At 64.1% G+C, this 14,358-nt stretch carries 12 protein-coding genes; 7 read left to right on the top strand and 5 right to left on the bottom strand.

The features are described 5' to 3' along the window. The first annotated feature begins 125 nt into the window (after positions 1–125). The 6 genes from EV286_RS23445 (at position 126) to EV286_RS23420 (ending at position 6,778) form a co-directional block, all read left to right on the top strand. Positions 126–764: a TetR/AcrR family transcriptional regulator gene (locus EV286_RS23445; RefSeq protein ID WP_132959845.1), complete on the top strand. Its 639-nt coding sequence runs from the start codon at positions 126–128 to the stop codon at positions 762–764. Positions 765–910: 146 nt separating this feature from the next. Continuing rightward, entirely contained in the window at positions 911–2,056 is a 1,146-nt protein-coding gene (locus EV286_RS23440; RefSeq protein ID WP_132959591.1) for a Gfo/Idh/MocA family oxidoreductase, read from the top strand. A gap of 2 nt (positions 2,057–2,058) precedes the next feature. Beyond that, positions 2,059–3,225 (top strand): dihydrodipicolinate synthase family protein, encoded by a 1,167-nt coding sequence (locus EV286_RS23435; protein ID WP_132959590.1) that lies wholly within the window; start codon positions 2,059–2,061, stop codon positions 3,223–3,225. Positions 3,226–3,229: 4 nt separating this feature from the next. Continuing rightward, entirely contained in the window at positions 3,230–4,663 is a 1,434-nt protein-coding gene (locus EV286_RS23430) for a mandelate racemase (protein ID WP_132959589.1), read from the top strand. Further along, positions 4,663–5,487, top strand: coding sequence for a sugar phosphate isomerase/epimerase family protein (locus tag EV286_RS23425; protein ID WP_132959588.1), 825 nt, complete (start codon positions 4,663–4,665; stop codon positions 5,485–5,487). The genes EV286_RS23430 and EV286_RS23425 overlap by 1 nt, the downstream gene beginning before the upstream one ends. Before the next feature lie 25 nt (positions 5,488–5,512). Continuing rightward, positions 5,513–6,778, top strand: coding sequence for a Gfo/Idh/MocA family oxidoreductase (locus EV286_RS23420; protein WP_132959587.1), 1,266 nt, complete (start codon positions 5,513–5,515; stop codon positions 6,776–6,778). On the opposite strand, the gene EV286_RS23415 is transcribed toward EV286_RS23420, so the two are convergent. Genes EV286_RS23415 through EV286_RS23400 form a run of 4 tightly spaced genes read right to left on the bottom strand, consistent with a single transcriptional unit; the run spans position 6,753 to position 11,460 of the window. Continuing rightward, a complete protein-coding gene (locus EV286_RS23415) occupies positions 6,753–7,553 on the bottom strand; it encodes a sugar phosphate isomerase/epimerase (RefSeq protein ID WP_132959586.1) in 801 nt (266 codons plus the stop codon). The genes EV286_RS23420 and EV286_RS23415 overlap by 26 nt on opposite strands. Then, a complete protein-coding gene (locus EV286_RS23410) occupies positions 7,550–8,560 on the bottom strand; it encodes a hydroxyacid dehydrogenase (protein WP_132959585.1) in 1,011 nt (336 codons plus the stop codon). Before EV286_RS23410 ends, EV286_RS23415 begins: the two co-directional genes overlap by 4 nt. Continuing rightward, entirely contained in the window at positions 8,557–10,413 is a 1,857-nt protein-coding gene (locus EV286_RS23405) for a DUF2264 domain-containing protein (protein WP_132959584.1), read from the bottom strand. The genes EV286_RS23410 and EV286_RS23405 overlap by 4 nt, the downstream gene beginning before the upstream one ends. Positions 10,414–10,437: 24 nt before the next feature. Continuing rightward, a complete protein-coding gene (locus tag EV286_RS23400; RefSeq protein WP_132959583.1) occupies positions 10,438–11,460 on the bottom strand; it encodes a LacI family DNA-binding transcriptional regulator in 1,023 nt (340 codons plus the stop codon). 155 nt (positions 11,461–11,615) lie between these two features. On the opposite strand from EV286_RS23400, the gene EV286_RS23395 reads away from it, so the two are divergent. After that, positions 11,616–12,911 carry an ABC transporter substrate-binding protein gene (locus EV286_RS23395; protein ID WP_132959582.1) on the top strand — a complete coding sequence of 432 codons (1,296 nt, stop codon included), beginning with the start codon at positions 11,616–11,618 and terminating at the stop codon, positions 12,909–12,911. Between the two features lie 52 nt (positions 12,912–12,963). Here the strand turns inward: EV286_RS23395 and EV286_RS23390 are convergent, their stop codons facing one another. Then, positions 12,964–14,250 (bottom strand): hemolysin family protein, encoded by a 1,287-nt coding sequence (locus EV286_RS23390; RefSeq protein WP_132959581.1) that lies wholly within the window; start codon positions 14,248–14,250, stop codon positions 12,964–12,966. Positions 14,251–14,358 lie beyond the last annotated feature (108 nt).

The following is a 14,358-nucleotide window of genomic DNA, read 5'->3' as shown; positions in this document are numbered from 1 at the left end:
GATTTTTATTCGTCCAGGATTTTCAAAGGCATAGACCTGAAATACAGGAGGCGATAATGGAAATGAGGAAGAACGGGAACGGCGACGGCAAGCAGCCGGTCGAGGCCTCAGGCGACGAAGGAACGATGGAAAAACAGCTTGTGAAGGGTGCATCCCGCAATCCCAAGCGAACGCATGCGGCCATTCTCGAGGCGGCGACGGACGAATTTGCCGCGCACGGCTTCGGAGGAGCGCGGGTCGATGCCATCGCGGCGCGCGCCAAGACCAACAAGCGGATGCTCTACCACTACTTCGGCGACAAGGAAGCGCTCTATCTCGCGGTACTCGAAGCGACCTATGCCTCCATCCGAACCGCGGAAAAAAGCCTCGACCTGACCCATCGCGACCCGGAAGAGGGGATGCGGGAGCTCGCGCTCTTCACCTGGAACTACTTCCTCAAGCATCCGGAATTCCTGAGTCTTCTCGCTACCGAAAACATGCATCAGGCGCGCTACCTCAAGCGCTCGGACAAGATCGCCGCAATGCACTCGCATTTCATCGGCGAGCTCTCCGATGTCTTGAAACGAGGCGAGGCCACCGGCATTTTCCGGCCGGCGATCGACCCCGTGTCGGTCTACCTGACCATCGCGGCGCTCGGGTTTTTCTACCTCTCGAACCGCCACACGCTTTCGACCATTTTCGGTCGCGACTTGACCGCGTCAGCAGCCGTCAAGGCCTGGGGCGAGCACATTGTTTCGGTCACGCTCGCATCCATCAAGGCCTGACTTCCACGAGAAATTTTCGAAAGACGATTGACAAAACGGATTTTCCTGCGCGATCTTGTAACCAGATAGTTACATCGAGCGACTGGCTAAGCCCCTGTTTTCCCTAGGTGTGGTGGGCGGATCCGGTGAAATTTGGGAGGACGCTCATGAAACGCCTTGGAATTATCATGCATGGCATAACGGGCCGGATGGGGCTCAACCAACATCTCATCCGCTCCATCGTCGCAATCCGCTCCGAGGGAGGAGTGCTGCTGTCGAACGGGGATCGGGTCATGCCGGATCCGATCCTCGTCGGCCGCAACGGCGGCAGGCTCGAGGAGCTCGCCAAGACCTATGGTCTGGAACGCTGGACCACGGATCTCGACGAGGCCCTCGCAAATCCGGAAGACAAGATCTTCTTCGACGCGGCGACCACTCAGATGCGCACGACGCTTCTGTCGCGGGCGCTCGATGCCGGCAAGCATGTCTATTGCGAGAAGCCGATCTCCGACGATCTCGATGCGGCCGTGGCGCTTGCCCGCAAGGCCAAGGCTTCCGGCCTCAAGAACGGTGTCGTGCAGGACAAGCTGTTCCTGCCGGGCCTGCGCAAGCTCGCCATGCTCCGGGATTCCGGCTTCTTCGGGAAAATCCTCTCGGTGCGCGGCGAGTTCGGCTACTGGGTTTTCGAGGGCGATTGGCAGGCAGCACAGCGCCCCTCGTGGAACTACCGCAAGGCCGACGGCGGCGGCATCATCCTCGACATGCTGTGCCACTGGCGCTACGTGCTCGACAATCTTTTCGGCGAGGTAAAGTCCGTCAGCTGCCTCGGCGCCACTCATATTCCCGAGCGCGTCGACGAGAAGGGCAGGCGCTACGCGGCCGACGCGGACGATGCGGCCTATGCCACCTTCGAGCTGGATGGTGGCGTCATCGCGCATATCAATTCCTCCTGGACGGTGCGGGTTCGTCGCGACGACCTCGTCACCTTCCAGGTGGACGGCACGCATGGCTCGGCCGTGGCCGGCCTGACGAAATGCTGGACGCAGCACCGCGTCAACACGCCGAAGCCGGTGTGGAACCCTGACCAGCCGCAGACGATCGACTTCTACAAGACCTGGGACGAGGTGCCGGACAACCAGGTCTACGACAACGGCTTCAAGGTGCAGTGGGAGATGTTCCTGCGCCATGTGCTGGAGGATGCGCCCTGGCGCTTCACGCTGGACGAAGGCGCCAAGGGCGTGCAGCTCGCCACGCTCGGCCTGCAGAGCTGGGCGGAACGCCGCTGGCTGGACGTCAAGCCGCTGGAGATCTGACCATGGCGACGCTTCGTCTTCCGACTGCCGACCGCACGATCGAGGTCTACACGACGCGCGGCGAGCCGATCCCTCTGGTGCGCCGCGCCGCCTCGGACTTTTCGCGCGTCGCCTTCGCCGCGGCGCATGTCGTTGCCGACCCTCTCGCCGACAATGATCCCTGGCTGACACCGGCGATCGATTGGGAGCGCACGCTTGCCTTCCGTCATCGCCTCTGGGACCTCGGCCTCGGCGTCGCCGAGGCCATGGACACAGCCCAGCGCGGCATGGGTCTTGGCTGGCCCGAGGCGAAGGAGCTGATCCGGCGTTCGCTGGCGGAAGCGAAAGCCCGTCCCGACGCGCTGATCGCAAGCGGCGCCGGCACCGACCACCTTCAGCCCTCTCCGGGGCTGACCCTTGATGACGTGATCACCGCCTATGAAGAGCAGGTTGGCACCGTCGAGGGAATGGGCGGCCGCATCATCCTCATGGCGTCGCGTGCGCTGGCAGCCACGGCAAAGGGACCCGAGGACTATCTCAAGGTCTACGACCGCATCCTCTCGCAAGTGCGCGAGCCCGTCGTCATCCACTGGCTTGGCGAGATGTTCGACCCGGCGCTGGAAGGCTACTGGGGATCGGCCGACCACTGGAAGGCGATGGACACCTGCCTCAAGGCGATCGAAGCCCATTCCGACAAGGTCGACGGCATCAAGGTGTCGCTTCTGTCGAAGGAAAAGGAAATCTCCATGCGCGCCCGGCTGCCGGCCGGCGTTCGCATGTATACGGGCGACGACTTCAACTACGCAGAGTTGATCGCGGGCGACAAGGATGGTTTCTCCGATGCGCTGCTCGGCATCTTCGACGCCATCGCACCGGCTGCTTCCGCAGGTCTCGCCGCGCTCGGCAACGGCAAGACCGATACATTCTTCGAATTGCTGGAGCCGACGGTTCCGCTCTCGCGGCACATCTTCAAGGCGCCGACGCGCTTCTACAAGACCGGCGTCGTCTTCCTCGCCTATCTGAACGGTTTGCAGGATCATTTCCGCATGATCGGCGGGCAGGAGAGCGCCCGCTCGCTCGTCCATCTTGCCGAGCTCTTCCGGCTTGCCGACAAGGCGAGGGTGCTCGCCAATCCCGACGACGCGGCGGCCCGAATGAGCCGGCTGCTGGCGGCGCAAGGGATCGCCTGAGATCATGGCGGAGCCGCTGAGAATAAGGCTGGTCGAAGCGCAAGCCTTTGAACGTCCCGTGCGGCTGCGCCTGCCGTTCCGCTTCGGTGCGGCAACGCTGCGCGAGGCACGTCAGGCCTTCCTGCGCGTCCGCATCGAGGATGCAGCCGGCCGCTCGGCCTTCGGCATGGCGGCCGAGCTGATGGTGCCGAAATGGTTCGACAAGTCGCCAGCGCTTTCGAATGCCGACAATGAGGCGCAGTTGCGCCGCTCCCTTGCCCTTGCAAGCGAAGCGCTGCGGGATGCCGGGAGCGGCACGGCCTTTGGCCTCCATGCCTCTGTCGAGAAAGATCATCACGCCCGTGCGGCGGCGGACGGCCTGAACGGCCTTGTCGCCTCCTTCGGCCTCGCCCTTGTCGATCGCGCGATCCTCGATGCGCTCTGCCGGCTGGAGGGGATTTCGGTCGCGCAGGCGATCCGCGCCAACCGGCCCGGCATCGGTCTTTCGACTGCGCCCGACCTCGGCGGTTTCCGTCTCGAAGATTTTCTCGCGACGCTGGAACCGGCCCGCAGCATCGCCGCCCGCCACACGGTCGGCCTCGTCGACGCGATCACCGCGGGCGAGGTGCCCGCCGCCGAACGGCTGAACGACGGACTTCCCGAAAGCCTTGAGGAGGCGATCGATGCCTATGGGCTGACCTTCTTCAAGGTCAAGGTTTCCGGGAACCCGGCCGCAGACATCGACCGCCTCTCCCGGATAGCATCCCTGATCGACGCGAAGCTTCCCGAATACTCCGTAACGCTGGATGGCAACGAGCAATTCGCCGCGGCCGACGCCGTGGCGGAGCTCTTTGCAAGCATCGAAGCCGAACCGAGGCTCGCCCGCTTCGCTTCTGCCATCCTGTTCGTCGAGCAGCCAATCGCGCGTGCCCATGCTTTTGAAAAGCCCGTCGCGTCTCTTTCCGCCTTCAAGCCGGTAGAGATCGACGAGTCCGACGCGACGATCGAGGCATTTCTGACGGCGCGCAAGCTCGGCTACACCGGCATCTCCTCCAAGTCATGCAAGGGCTTCTATCGTTCGCTTCTCAATCGGGCGCGCGTCGCCAAGTGGAGCGCCGAGGATGGTAGCGCCTATTTCATGTCGGCCGAGGACCTGACGACACAGGCGGGGCTCGCCGTGCAGCAGGATCTGGCGCTTGCCTCGCTCATCGGCATGACGCATGTCGAGCGCAACGGCCATCACTATGTCGACGGCATGGCCGGTGCGCCGGCTGCCGAGCAGGCGGGCTTCGCCTTGGCCCACGCCGATCTCTACGGCTTCCAGGATGGCCGGGCACGCCTGCGGATCGACGGCGGGAGGATCGGCATCGGCTCGGTGGTCGGCGCGGTCGGCCTCGGATCGGCCGTCGAGCCGGACTGGACGGCCATGGAACCCATGCTGCAGCCGGGGAGGGCATAATGGCAATCGAGGGTCTTTCCATCAATCTTGCGACGACACGCGGCAGCTGGGGCTTCGCTGAAGCAGTCGACGGCTGCCTGACGCGCGGCATCACGGCGATCTCGCCCTGGCGCGACCAGATCGCGGCAATCGGCCTGGAGGAGGCCGCGCGCATCGTCCGCCTGAACGGGCTCAGGCTGACCGGTCTCTGCCGCGGCGGCATGTTTCCCGCAGCGGATGCGGCCGGCAGGCAGGCGGCGATCGACGACAACCGGCGTGCCATCGACGAGGCGGCGGAGCTCGGAGCCGATTGCCTGGTCTTCGTCGTCGGCGGGCTGCCGGCAGGCTCGCGCGATATCGCAGTCGCACGCCAGATGGTGGAGGACGGCTTCCAGGCGATCCTGCCCCATGCACGCGCTTCGAAGGTGCCACTTGCCATCGAGCCGCTGCATCCGATGTATGCCGCCGACCGGGCCTGCGTGAACACATTGAAGCAGGCGCTCGATCTCGCCGGCAGGCTCGGCCCCGATGTCGGCGTCGCGATCGACGTCTACCATGTCTGGTGGGATCCGGATCTTGCGGAGGGCATTGCGCGTGCGGGGAGGGAGAACCGTATCTTCGCCCACCACATCTGCGACTGGCTGGTCCCGACCCGCGACCTGCTGCTCGACCGCGGCATGATGGGCGACGGCGTAATCGACCTGCCGGGCATTCGCCGGATGATCGAGGCGGCGGGCTTTCACGGCCCGCAGGAAGTGGAGATTTTTTCGGCCGGGAACTGGTGGAAGAAGCCGGGCGCGGTCGTGCTGGACACAGTTATCGAACGTTTCCGTACAGTGTGCTGACCCGCGGTCAGCCAGGAGGAGAGACATGCAGGCGTCACCAAAGATCCGTTACGCACTTGTGGGCGCCGGCCACCGCGGCACTACCATGTGGGGCAGGGACCTCGTGGAGCGATGGAACAAGGAGGTCGAGCTCGTCGCGATCTGTGATCTGAACGCGATGCGCGCCGAGCGCAGCAGCGGCTACATGGGCGTTTCCGTGCCGATCTACACCGATTTCGACGAGCTTCTGCGGGTCGTTCGCCCCGACCTCGTCATCGTCTGTACGTGCGACTCGACGCATGACGACCTGATCGTCAAGGCGATGGAGGCCGGCGCCAACGTCATCAGCGAGAAGCCGATGACGACGACGACCGAAAAGATCAAGCGCATCCTGGACGCCGAGAAGCGGACCGGCAAACGCCTCGACATTTCCTTCAACTACCGCTTCGCCCCGACGGCTGCCCGCATCAAGGAACTGCTGAATTCCGGCGTGATTGGCGACGTCACCTCGGTCGACTTCCATTGGTATCTCGACACCAGCCATGGCGCGGACTATTTCCGGCGCTGGCACGCCTATACGGAGAACTCCGGCAGCCTCTTCGTGCACAAGGCGACCCATCACTTCGACCTTTTGAACTGGTATCTCGGCTCCGATCCCGACATGGTCTCGGCCTTCGCCGACCTGAAGCACTACGGCCGCAAGGGACCGTTCCGCAGCGAGCGCTGTCGGACCTGTCCGCACAAGACGGAGTGCGACTACTACCTGGACATCAGCGAGGTGCCGCTGCTTGAAAGCCTCTACGAGGACCCCTCGAAAGTCGACGGCTACGTCCGCGATGCCTGCGTCTTCCGTGAGGATATCGACATTCCCGACACAATGGTGACCTCGATCCGCTACAAGAGCGGCGTGCACGTGTCCTATTCGCTGAACACCTACATGCCCATCGAGGGTCACCACATCGCCTTCAACGGCCACAAGGGCCGCATCGAGCTGCGCCAGTACGAGAAGCAGCCCTGGACGGAGCCGCCCGCTGACGAGATCGTGCTTATGCGCAACTTCGACGGCGTCGAGCGTATCTGGGTCCCGCATTCATCCGGCGGCCACTACGGCGGCGACGACCGCCTGCGCAACATGCTGCTGCGGCCCGGACTTAATGACGAACTCAGGCAAAGGGCAGGCTCGCGCGCGGGCGCCATGTCGGTTCTCTGCGGGATTGCCGCCCTGAAGAGCAGCCGAACCGGAACGCCGGTCTCGATCGCCGATGTGTGGGGCGATGATCGCGAGTTCAACCTGCTTGCCGGCCGGCCGTAATCGGCCCCGGCGCAACGATGCGCGCAAGCGTCGCGGCATCCCTCAGGAAAGCCTGCGGGTCGTCGCGCGCCACGAATTCGAGCATGGCAAAGCGCCGCCCGCGCCAGCGGGTTTCCGGCATCGCCGCGATCACTTCGCGCCAATAGTCGCTCGCCGTCTCAAGCGCGAAGCGATTGCGCTCGTGGTCCCAGGCAAAGACGTGGATATGGGAGACGTGCGGGCCGATCTGGGCAATCTCGTCGAACGTGGCGCAGAGACGCAGGCCGGGTCGCGGCTGCCAGTAGAGATAGACATTGTCATGGCCGACGTCCTCGATCAGCCGCAGCGCCGACTGCGTTTCGTCCGTTAGCGATTGCGGATGATATTCGAGCGAGACCGTCACGCCATGGCGCGATGCTTCGTCCCCCATGTCGCGGATGGCGGCCGCAACCGCACGGCGCTCAGGAGCTGTGTAGTCCGCGGAATCGCGACCGCGCGACCCTGGCCAGATGCGGATATTCGTGGCGCCGAGACGGATAGTCGTGTCCAACACGCGCCGAAAGGCCTCGATATCGTCGGTCGGAGGCGCGACATAGGAGCCGTAGGAGACGGCGAGCCTGGCCTCGCGGCAGAGCCGGGCTGCGTCCTCCGCAGCTGGAGTGTCTCCCGGCGGCACATGGACATCGCCCGCCCATTCGATGGCGGCAAGCCGCGCCTGTACTGCCAGCGGGACGATTTCAGCCGGCCGGAGACCGCGGAAGGTGACTGTGCAGAGTGCAGGCTCGAAATTGCTCATGCCATGTGCTCCAGGTCGCGCTTTCGTATCTCGTAGACAAGCGGCTCGCCCCTGATGAAGCGCTCCACTTCCGCAACCGCCGTTTCGCCGAGGCGCGTCCGCTCGGTGCCGATGGCACCGGCGATGTGCGGCGTGAGAAAGACGTTCGGCAGGCTGTAGAAGGCGGACGCGGCTTCCGGGACCTCCGGGTCGGTCACGTCGATGATAGCATCGATGCGCCCCTCTCCCAGCACGTCAATCAGGGCAGCCTCGTCGACCAGGGCACCCCGGGCGGTATTGATGAGCGTCGCTCCGTCCTTCATCAGCGCAAGGCTGCGGCGATCGATCATGTGCCGCGTGGAGGGCAGCGACGGCGCGTGGAGCGAGACGATGTCGGCATCGGCCATGAGCGCATCTAGTTCGACCTTCTCGACGCCGAGCCGCCGCGCCTCGTCGCGATCGACCATCGGATCGTAAAGCAGGATCCGATAGTCGAAGGGCTTCAGCAGGTCGATCACGCGCCGGCCAATCCTCGATGCGCCGACGATGCCGACCGTCCGGCGATAGTTTCCGATGACATCCGCCTGCATGGGGTAGACGCGGGCACGGTTCCGGTCGGCCGCGTAAAGGTCGCGGAAGCGGAAGACGCGCTTGCCCGCGAAGATGATGGCGGCAAGCGTGAACTCCGCGACGGGCAGTGCGTTGGCCTGAGCAGCGTGGCTGACGGCAATCCCGGCGTCGAAGACGCTGCCATCCAGCAGGCCCTTCACCGTGCCGGCGGCATGGGCAATCAGCTTCAGGCCGGGTGCCCCGGCAAGCACGCCGGCATCGACGTTGGGCGAGCCCCAGCCGGTGATCAGGATCTCTGCCTGCCCGAGAAGTTCGCGAGCCCGCTCGTCGTCGAAACGTTGCATCGGATGCCGGTCGAGCAGCCGCCCGATGCCGGCCAGACGGTCGAGCAGTTCCGACGGCAGGACATGCTGCGTCCTCGCGGGATCCATGGCAAGGGCGATGGCCGGACCTGTCATGGCATCCGACCCGGCGCGAGGATCGCGCTGACCGTCACGCCGCTCTCTTCGATGAGGCGCCGCAGCTCCACCAGTTCCAGCGCCAGCGGTGGTCGCGCCCATGGGCCGGAGACAGCCGCACTGTCGCGGAGCGCGAGCACGGCCGATCGCAGGATCGTCTCGCCGGCCGGTATCGTGCCGCGCAATTGCGGCACAAGAGTCTTGGCGACGACCAGGTTCGTGTTCGGAGGCGGCTTCTGGACGATGCCTTCGCGGCCGATAGACGAACCGAGATCGACGATGCCCGAGAAATCCTCCGCACCGAGCGCGTAGGCCGCACCGGCCGACGGTGCCAGGGTGTCGGCATCGAAATCGCGCTTGGCGATTGCAAATCCTCCTTCGGCTGTCTGCAGCGGCCGCGGCGTCACGATCCGGTGGACGCGGACATGCCATGGTGCGGCCGGAATGAGCCAGGTCTCGACCAGGACATCCGGCCAGGGCGACCATTTCGAATAGAGTATGTCGCCTGCAAGCTTCGCCACCTCGTTCGTCTCGCGAACACGATAGTGCAAGCCATCCTCACTGAAGGCGAGCGTGGAATCGAAGGCACCGTTGGCAAAGCCGCGCTCGTCGACCTCGACGCTGAAGCCATAATGGGCGGAATAGGCAAACTTTGCGTATTTCTCCGTCCCGCATCGCATCTGCAGGTTCTCCTGGCCGGAGGACAGGGCAACGACGTCCTCTCCGCTGCGCAGCGTGACCATGCCCGGATGCGGTTGCGGGCGAACAGTCGAAGCGGGGGAGGGCGGGGCCTCATCGGCGGTCCAGAAGGGATGGTCTTCCTTGAGCGCCAGCGGCAGGAACGCCTTGAAGGCCCAGTAGGGAGAACCGGCGGAATTGTAGCTTTCCGACATCATGAGGTTGGGATAGCCGTAGCCGATCGAGAGCACACCGTCCCGGTCCGCGATCGGCTTGTCCGCCCACCACCTCAGATGCCGCAGGCAAAGTCCCTTGACCTCACCCCAGGGCAGCGCCTCGACGCCGGCAAAGGCAAGCGCTGACCAGAAACCCGCGCATGCGAAGCGATAGGTGAGACTGCGGCCGAAGGCGACCGTCGCGCCGTCATCGGTAAACCAGTGACGGAAGTCCTCGGCGAAGAGGATCGCGCGCTCGCGATAACGGCGGGCATGGTCGTCGTCGACGAGCCGGGAATAGATCAGCCCGTAGAAATGCATCGCAAAGGGGATGTAGTGATCCACCCGCCTGACATTGCCGTCGCGATACCAGCCGTCGGCGATGTAGAAGCCGTCGAGTTCCTTGAGATAGGTTTCGGTGAGGCTCCGATCGAAATCCACGCCCAGGCGGTCGAGGGCAATATCGACCAGCACGCGGAAGAACTTCCAGTTGTTGTCGGCATAGTCGAAACGACGGGCGTGCTTGAGATAGGCGACGAGATTGTCGCGCGCCCGGGCGTCAAGCGGCTCCCAAATCTCCTCGGGCACGAGCGCCAGTGCAAAACCAAGTGCTGCGAGCTCCACCATCCGCTGGTCACGACTATTGACGGTGCCCCAGTATTCCGGATGCGCCGGATCGGTTCCGTTGATGATCCCCTCGACATACCGCCCCCAATGGGCGAATTCGCCATGGCCCGCGCCGAGCGGCGCGAGACCCCAGAGCGGCCGCGCGAAACCCTCCAGATCGGCGGCGGCCCGGTCGAAATGAGCACCGACCGCGTCAAGGCGCACGCGCGCATTACCCTTCGAGAAATGAGGAAGGAGAGGATTGAAAAGGTCGATCAACCCCCGCGTCATGTCGGCGCGGGACCGGAGCGGATTGCCGGCTAGGGGATTTGCGCTGGCGGGGTCATAGGTCATCGGTTGGCTCTCGCACTTGAGCTTTCAGCTTTGAGGAGGAAGCGTGCCGCCCGGCACGGACGTAACTGCGTGGCACACATGTCGCGCCGGTGCTTTTCGGTCGCGCTGGCGCGCCGCCATCAGGCTTATCGCCTCGCGGCCGAGAGCGACGCGGTCGACGCGCATCGTGGCAAGTGGCGGATTGGTCATCAGCGCGCAGGGAAGGTCGTCGAACCCGACGATCGCGAAATCATCGGGCACGCGCCGCCCGGCCTCGAGCGCGGCCTCGAGCGCGCCAACGGCAATGAAGTCGTTCATGCAGAAGGCCGCCGTGAAACCTCCGTCCTCGGCGAGCGCGGCGGCGGTCATCGCATGGGCCTCCTCGCTGGCGCTCCCCTGGAAGGAAAGCCGGACAAGTCGACCCTCGCAGCCAGGCACGGAGGCAATTGCCGCCTCGAAGCCGCGCACCCGTTCGCGGATCGTGTGGCGATGCGAGCCGGTCAGATGCAGAATGCGGCGATGGCCGGCCGCAATCAGCCGGTTCGTCGCCTCATAGGCGCCGAAGAAATTGGACGGCGATACGCCGTCGAACTGCAGCTTCGGATCCGTGCCGTTCACAAGCACTGCCGGCGTTCCGCTCTCGAGCAGCCAGGCCCGCAGCTCTTCCGAGGGATCGATGCCGACCAGAAACAGGCCCTCGGCGCCCGCCGCCCGCAGATACTCCCTGACATCTTCGGGGCCCATCCGTGCCTCGCGGACCATGCGGATGTCGAAAGGCATTCCGCGCTCCGCGGCACCGGCCCTGAGGCCCTCGACGATACCCTCATAGAAGACGCTAAGCCCGCCCGTCGCGCTGTCGCTGGCGATGAGCGCAAAGCCACCGGCGGTGCTGTCCGCCGCGGTCTTGATCGGGTAGCCGAGATCGCCCGCGACCTTGAGGATTTCGCGCCGGATCGGTTCGCTGATCCCCGGCTCGTTGGCGAGCACACGAGAAACCGTGGACACGGATACGCCCGCCCGGGTGGCTATATCGGCCTGACGCAGCTTTTTGGGTGACGTTTCGTTCATAGTCGCAACTTTCATGCAAATAACGCAAATTTGCAAGAAAAATATAAAATCTTGCAAACGGGAAAGTTTGTTGCATAATTCCGCCTCGGAAAGGCCTGCAACAACGGACGACGGAGGATCGTCGCGGGCCATCACGCAAGAGTAGGAGGAATCTCATGCGCCTGAATCGTCGCTCATTCATGATTGGATCAGCAGGGGTGGCGGCCGGCCTGGCCTTCGGCGCCTCGGCCTCGCGATCGGCCTTTGCCGCCGAAGCTCAGTTGCGGGCCATGTGGTGGGGCTCGAACGACCGCAACAAGCGCACCGTCGAGGTCATAAAGCTGTTCCACGAGAAGAATCCCGACGTTGCCGTCGTTGGGGAGACGATCAGCGGCGACGGCTACTGGACGAAGCTCGCGACCCAGATGGGAAGCCGCGACATCTCCGACGTCTTCCAGCTCGAGCCCAGCACGATCTCCGACTATTCCAAGCGCGGCGCCTGCCTCCAGCTCGATCAGTTTGTGCCCGCGACCCTTAAGGTCGATGCATTCGGCAAGGATATGCTGAAGCTGACGAGCGTCGGCGACAAGCTCTGGGGCGTCGGCCTGGGGCTGAACTCCTTCGCGCTCTTCGTCGATACCGTGGCATTCGAAAAAGCCGGGATCCCGGTTCCGGGCCCGGATACGACGTGGAAAGAGTACGGTGATATCGCGGTCGAGATGACCAAGGCGGCCGGCAAGCGCAGCTATTGGGGCGGTCCCTATGGTGCCCGCTACAACTACGTCTTCGACGCCTGGCTGCGCCAGCGCGGCAAGAGCCTCTACGGAGCCGAAGGCGGGCTCGGTTTCGGCGTCGACGACGCCAAGGAATGGTTCAGCTACTGGGAGGACCTGCGCCAGCGCGGCGGCACCGTCGCCGCAGACGTGCAGACCCTCGACCAGAACACGATCGAGAGCAATTGCCTTGCACTCGGCAAGTCGGCGATGGGCATGGCCTATTCGAACCAGCTCGTCGGCTATCAGCTCGTCGTCAAAGACAAGCTCAACATCACCATGCTGCCTCGCGCGGAGAAGGGCGGCCCCTCGGGCCACTATTACCGTCCAGCCCTGATCTGGAGCATCGGCGCGACGACCGAGCACGGCGAGGACGCGGCGAAATTCATCGACTTCTTCGTCAACGACGTTGATGCCGGCAAAATCCTCGGTGTTGAGCGCGGCGTGCCGATGTCGCCGAAGGTGCGGGAGGCCATCCTGCCGCAGCTCAATCCGACCGAGAAACAGACTGTCGAATACATCAACCTGCTCAAGGATCAGGTCGGGGTTTATCCTTCGCCGGCTCCTGTCGGTTCGACCGAGTTCGACCAGAAGATCCTGCGGCCGACTGCCGACGAGCTTGCATTCGGCCGGACGACCGTTGACCAGGCAGCGCAGAAGCTTGTCGAGCGCGGCAAGTCGATCGTCAAGATGAACTGAAAATGCGGGGGCCGGACGCTTAGCCCGGCCCCGCACAACCCTGTAACCGCCGTCAGGCCGCCGCCGCTTCGGGGATGAGGAGCAGCTTGTCGATGCGCCGGCCGTCCAGGTCGATAACTTCGAAGCGCCAGCCGTTCTTGCTGAAGCTCTCGCCAAGTTCCGGCAGGTGTTTCAGCTCTTCCAGCACCAATCCCGCGACGGTCTGGTATTCCACATCGTCGTCGAGCCGGAAGTTCATGAAGTCGGAGAACTCGTCGATCGGCATCCAGCCGGAGACCAGATAGGAGCCGTCATCGCGCCGCGCGATCGCCTGCTCATCGCTTGCGCCCTCACGGAAGACGCCGACGATCGCCTCCAGGATGTCGCCTGAGGTGATGACGCCTTCGAAATGACCGTATTCGTCGTAGACCAGGACCATGTGCGTCGAAGACCGTCGGATCGCCTCAATAACGTTGTTGGCGCTGGAAAAGTCCGACACCACGGGCACTTCGCGGACCAGCGTCAAGAGATCCGCCCGGCCGCCCGAGGACATAGCGTCGTAGAAATCCTTGACGAACAATACGCCGAGAACCTCGTCCGAGCTGCCCTTGCGGACGGGAAGCCGCGAACGGCCCGTCCGGTGCAACTGCGCTCTTATTTCTTCGAGACTATCCTCGATATCGATGACCTCGACGTCCCTTCTGGGGGTCATCAAGGCGCGCGCGGTGCGATCGGCAAGGCGCATCACGCCGGAGATCATCGCCGATTCCTCGGTCTCGATGACGCCTGCACTCTGCGCCTCCGCAAGCACCGTCCTGATCTCCTCGTCGGTGACGCCGTCGCTTCCCTTCCCGGACTGGCCGAGAATGCCGAGTACCAGGCGGCCGGATGCGTCGAGCAGCAGGACCAGCGGCGCACCCAGCTTGGACAGGACGACCATTGCGGGCGCAACCCGGCTGGCCACCGCCTCCGGCTCGCGAAGCGCGATCTGCTTCGGCACCAGCTCTCCGATGATCAGCGACAGATAGGTGATGGCGACGACGACGGTACCGACGCCGATTGCATCCGCAAAGGTCGACGGGACCCCCTGAGCCAGCAACCAGCCGGTAAAGCGCGCCCCCAGCGTCGCACCCGAAAAGGCACCTGAGAGGACACCGACGAGGGTGATGCCGATCTGGACGGTGGAAAGGAACCGTCCGGGGTTCTCGGCAAGCTTGATGGCGAGACGGGCGCCTCGGCTGCCCTGGTCGGCAAGGACCTTCAGACGGGCCGGGCGAGAGGAAACGACAGCAAGCTCTGACATTGCAAGCACGCCGTTGAGAACGGTGAGCAGTATGACGATTGAAATCTCTACGAACAAAACCGGCTCTTGTTACTGATGACGATGCCGACAAGGATAGAGGCTAGCCACAGGCAATGCCAGCGGGAAGGCACGCGAAACGACCAAAATGAGTAACGGAAACCAATG

This window comes from Rhizobium sp. BK251, from assembly GCF_004345245.1.
In the GTDB taxonomy this organism is placed as follows: domain Bacteria; phylum Pseudomonadota; class Alphaproteobacteria; order Rhizobiales; family Rhizobiaceae; genus Rhizobium.
This window is presented reverse-complemented; position numbering and strand designations above follow the sequence as displayed.

Bases quoted from the DNA above. Each gene is read 5' to 3' on its own strand.
- EV286_RS23445 (WP_132959845.1), top strand. From the start codon at position 126: ATGGAAAAACAGCTTGTGAAGGGTGCATCCCGCAATCCCAAGCGAACG.
- EV286_RS23440 (WP_132959591.1), top strand. From the start codon at position 911: ATGAAACGCCTTGGAATTATCATGCATGGCATAACGGGCCGGATGGGG.
- EV286_RS23435 (WP_132959590.1), top strand. From the start codon at position 2,059: ATGGCGACGCTTCGTCTTCCGACTGCCGACCGCACGATCGAGGTCTAC.
- EV286_RS23430 (WP_132959589.1), top strand. From the start codon at position 3,230: ATGGCGGAGCCGCTGAGAATAAGGCTGGTCGAAGCGCAAGCCTTTGAA.
- EV286_RS23425 (WP_132959588.1), top strand. From the start codon at position 4,663: ATGGCAATCGAGGGTCTTTCCATCAATCTTGCGACGACACGCGGCAGC.
- EV286_RS23420 (WP_132959587.1), top strand. From the start codon at position 5,513: ATGCAGGCGTCACCAAAGATCCGTTACGCACTTGTGGGCGCCGGCCAC.
- EV286_RS23415 (WP_132959586.1), bottom strand. From the start codon at position 7,553: ATGAGCAATTTCGAGCCTGCACTCTGCACAGTCACCTTCCGCGGTCTC.
- EV286_RS23410 (WP_132959585.1), bottom strand. From the start codon at position 8,560: ATGACAGGTCCGGCCATCGCCCTTGCCATGGATCCCGCGAGGACGCAG.
- EV286_RS23405 (WP_132959584.1), bottom strand. From the start codon at position 10,413: ATGACCTATGACCCCGCCAGCGCAAATCCCCTAGCCGGCAATCCGCTC.
- EV286_RS23400 (WP_132959583.1), bottom strand. From the start codon at position 11,460: ATGAACGAAACGTCACCCAAAAAGCTGCGTCAGGCCGATATAGCCACC.
- EV286_RS23395 (WP_132959582.1), top strand. From the start codon at position 11,616: ATGCGCCTGAATCGTCGCTCATTCATGATTGGATCAGCAGGGGTGGCG.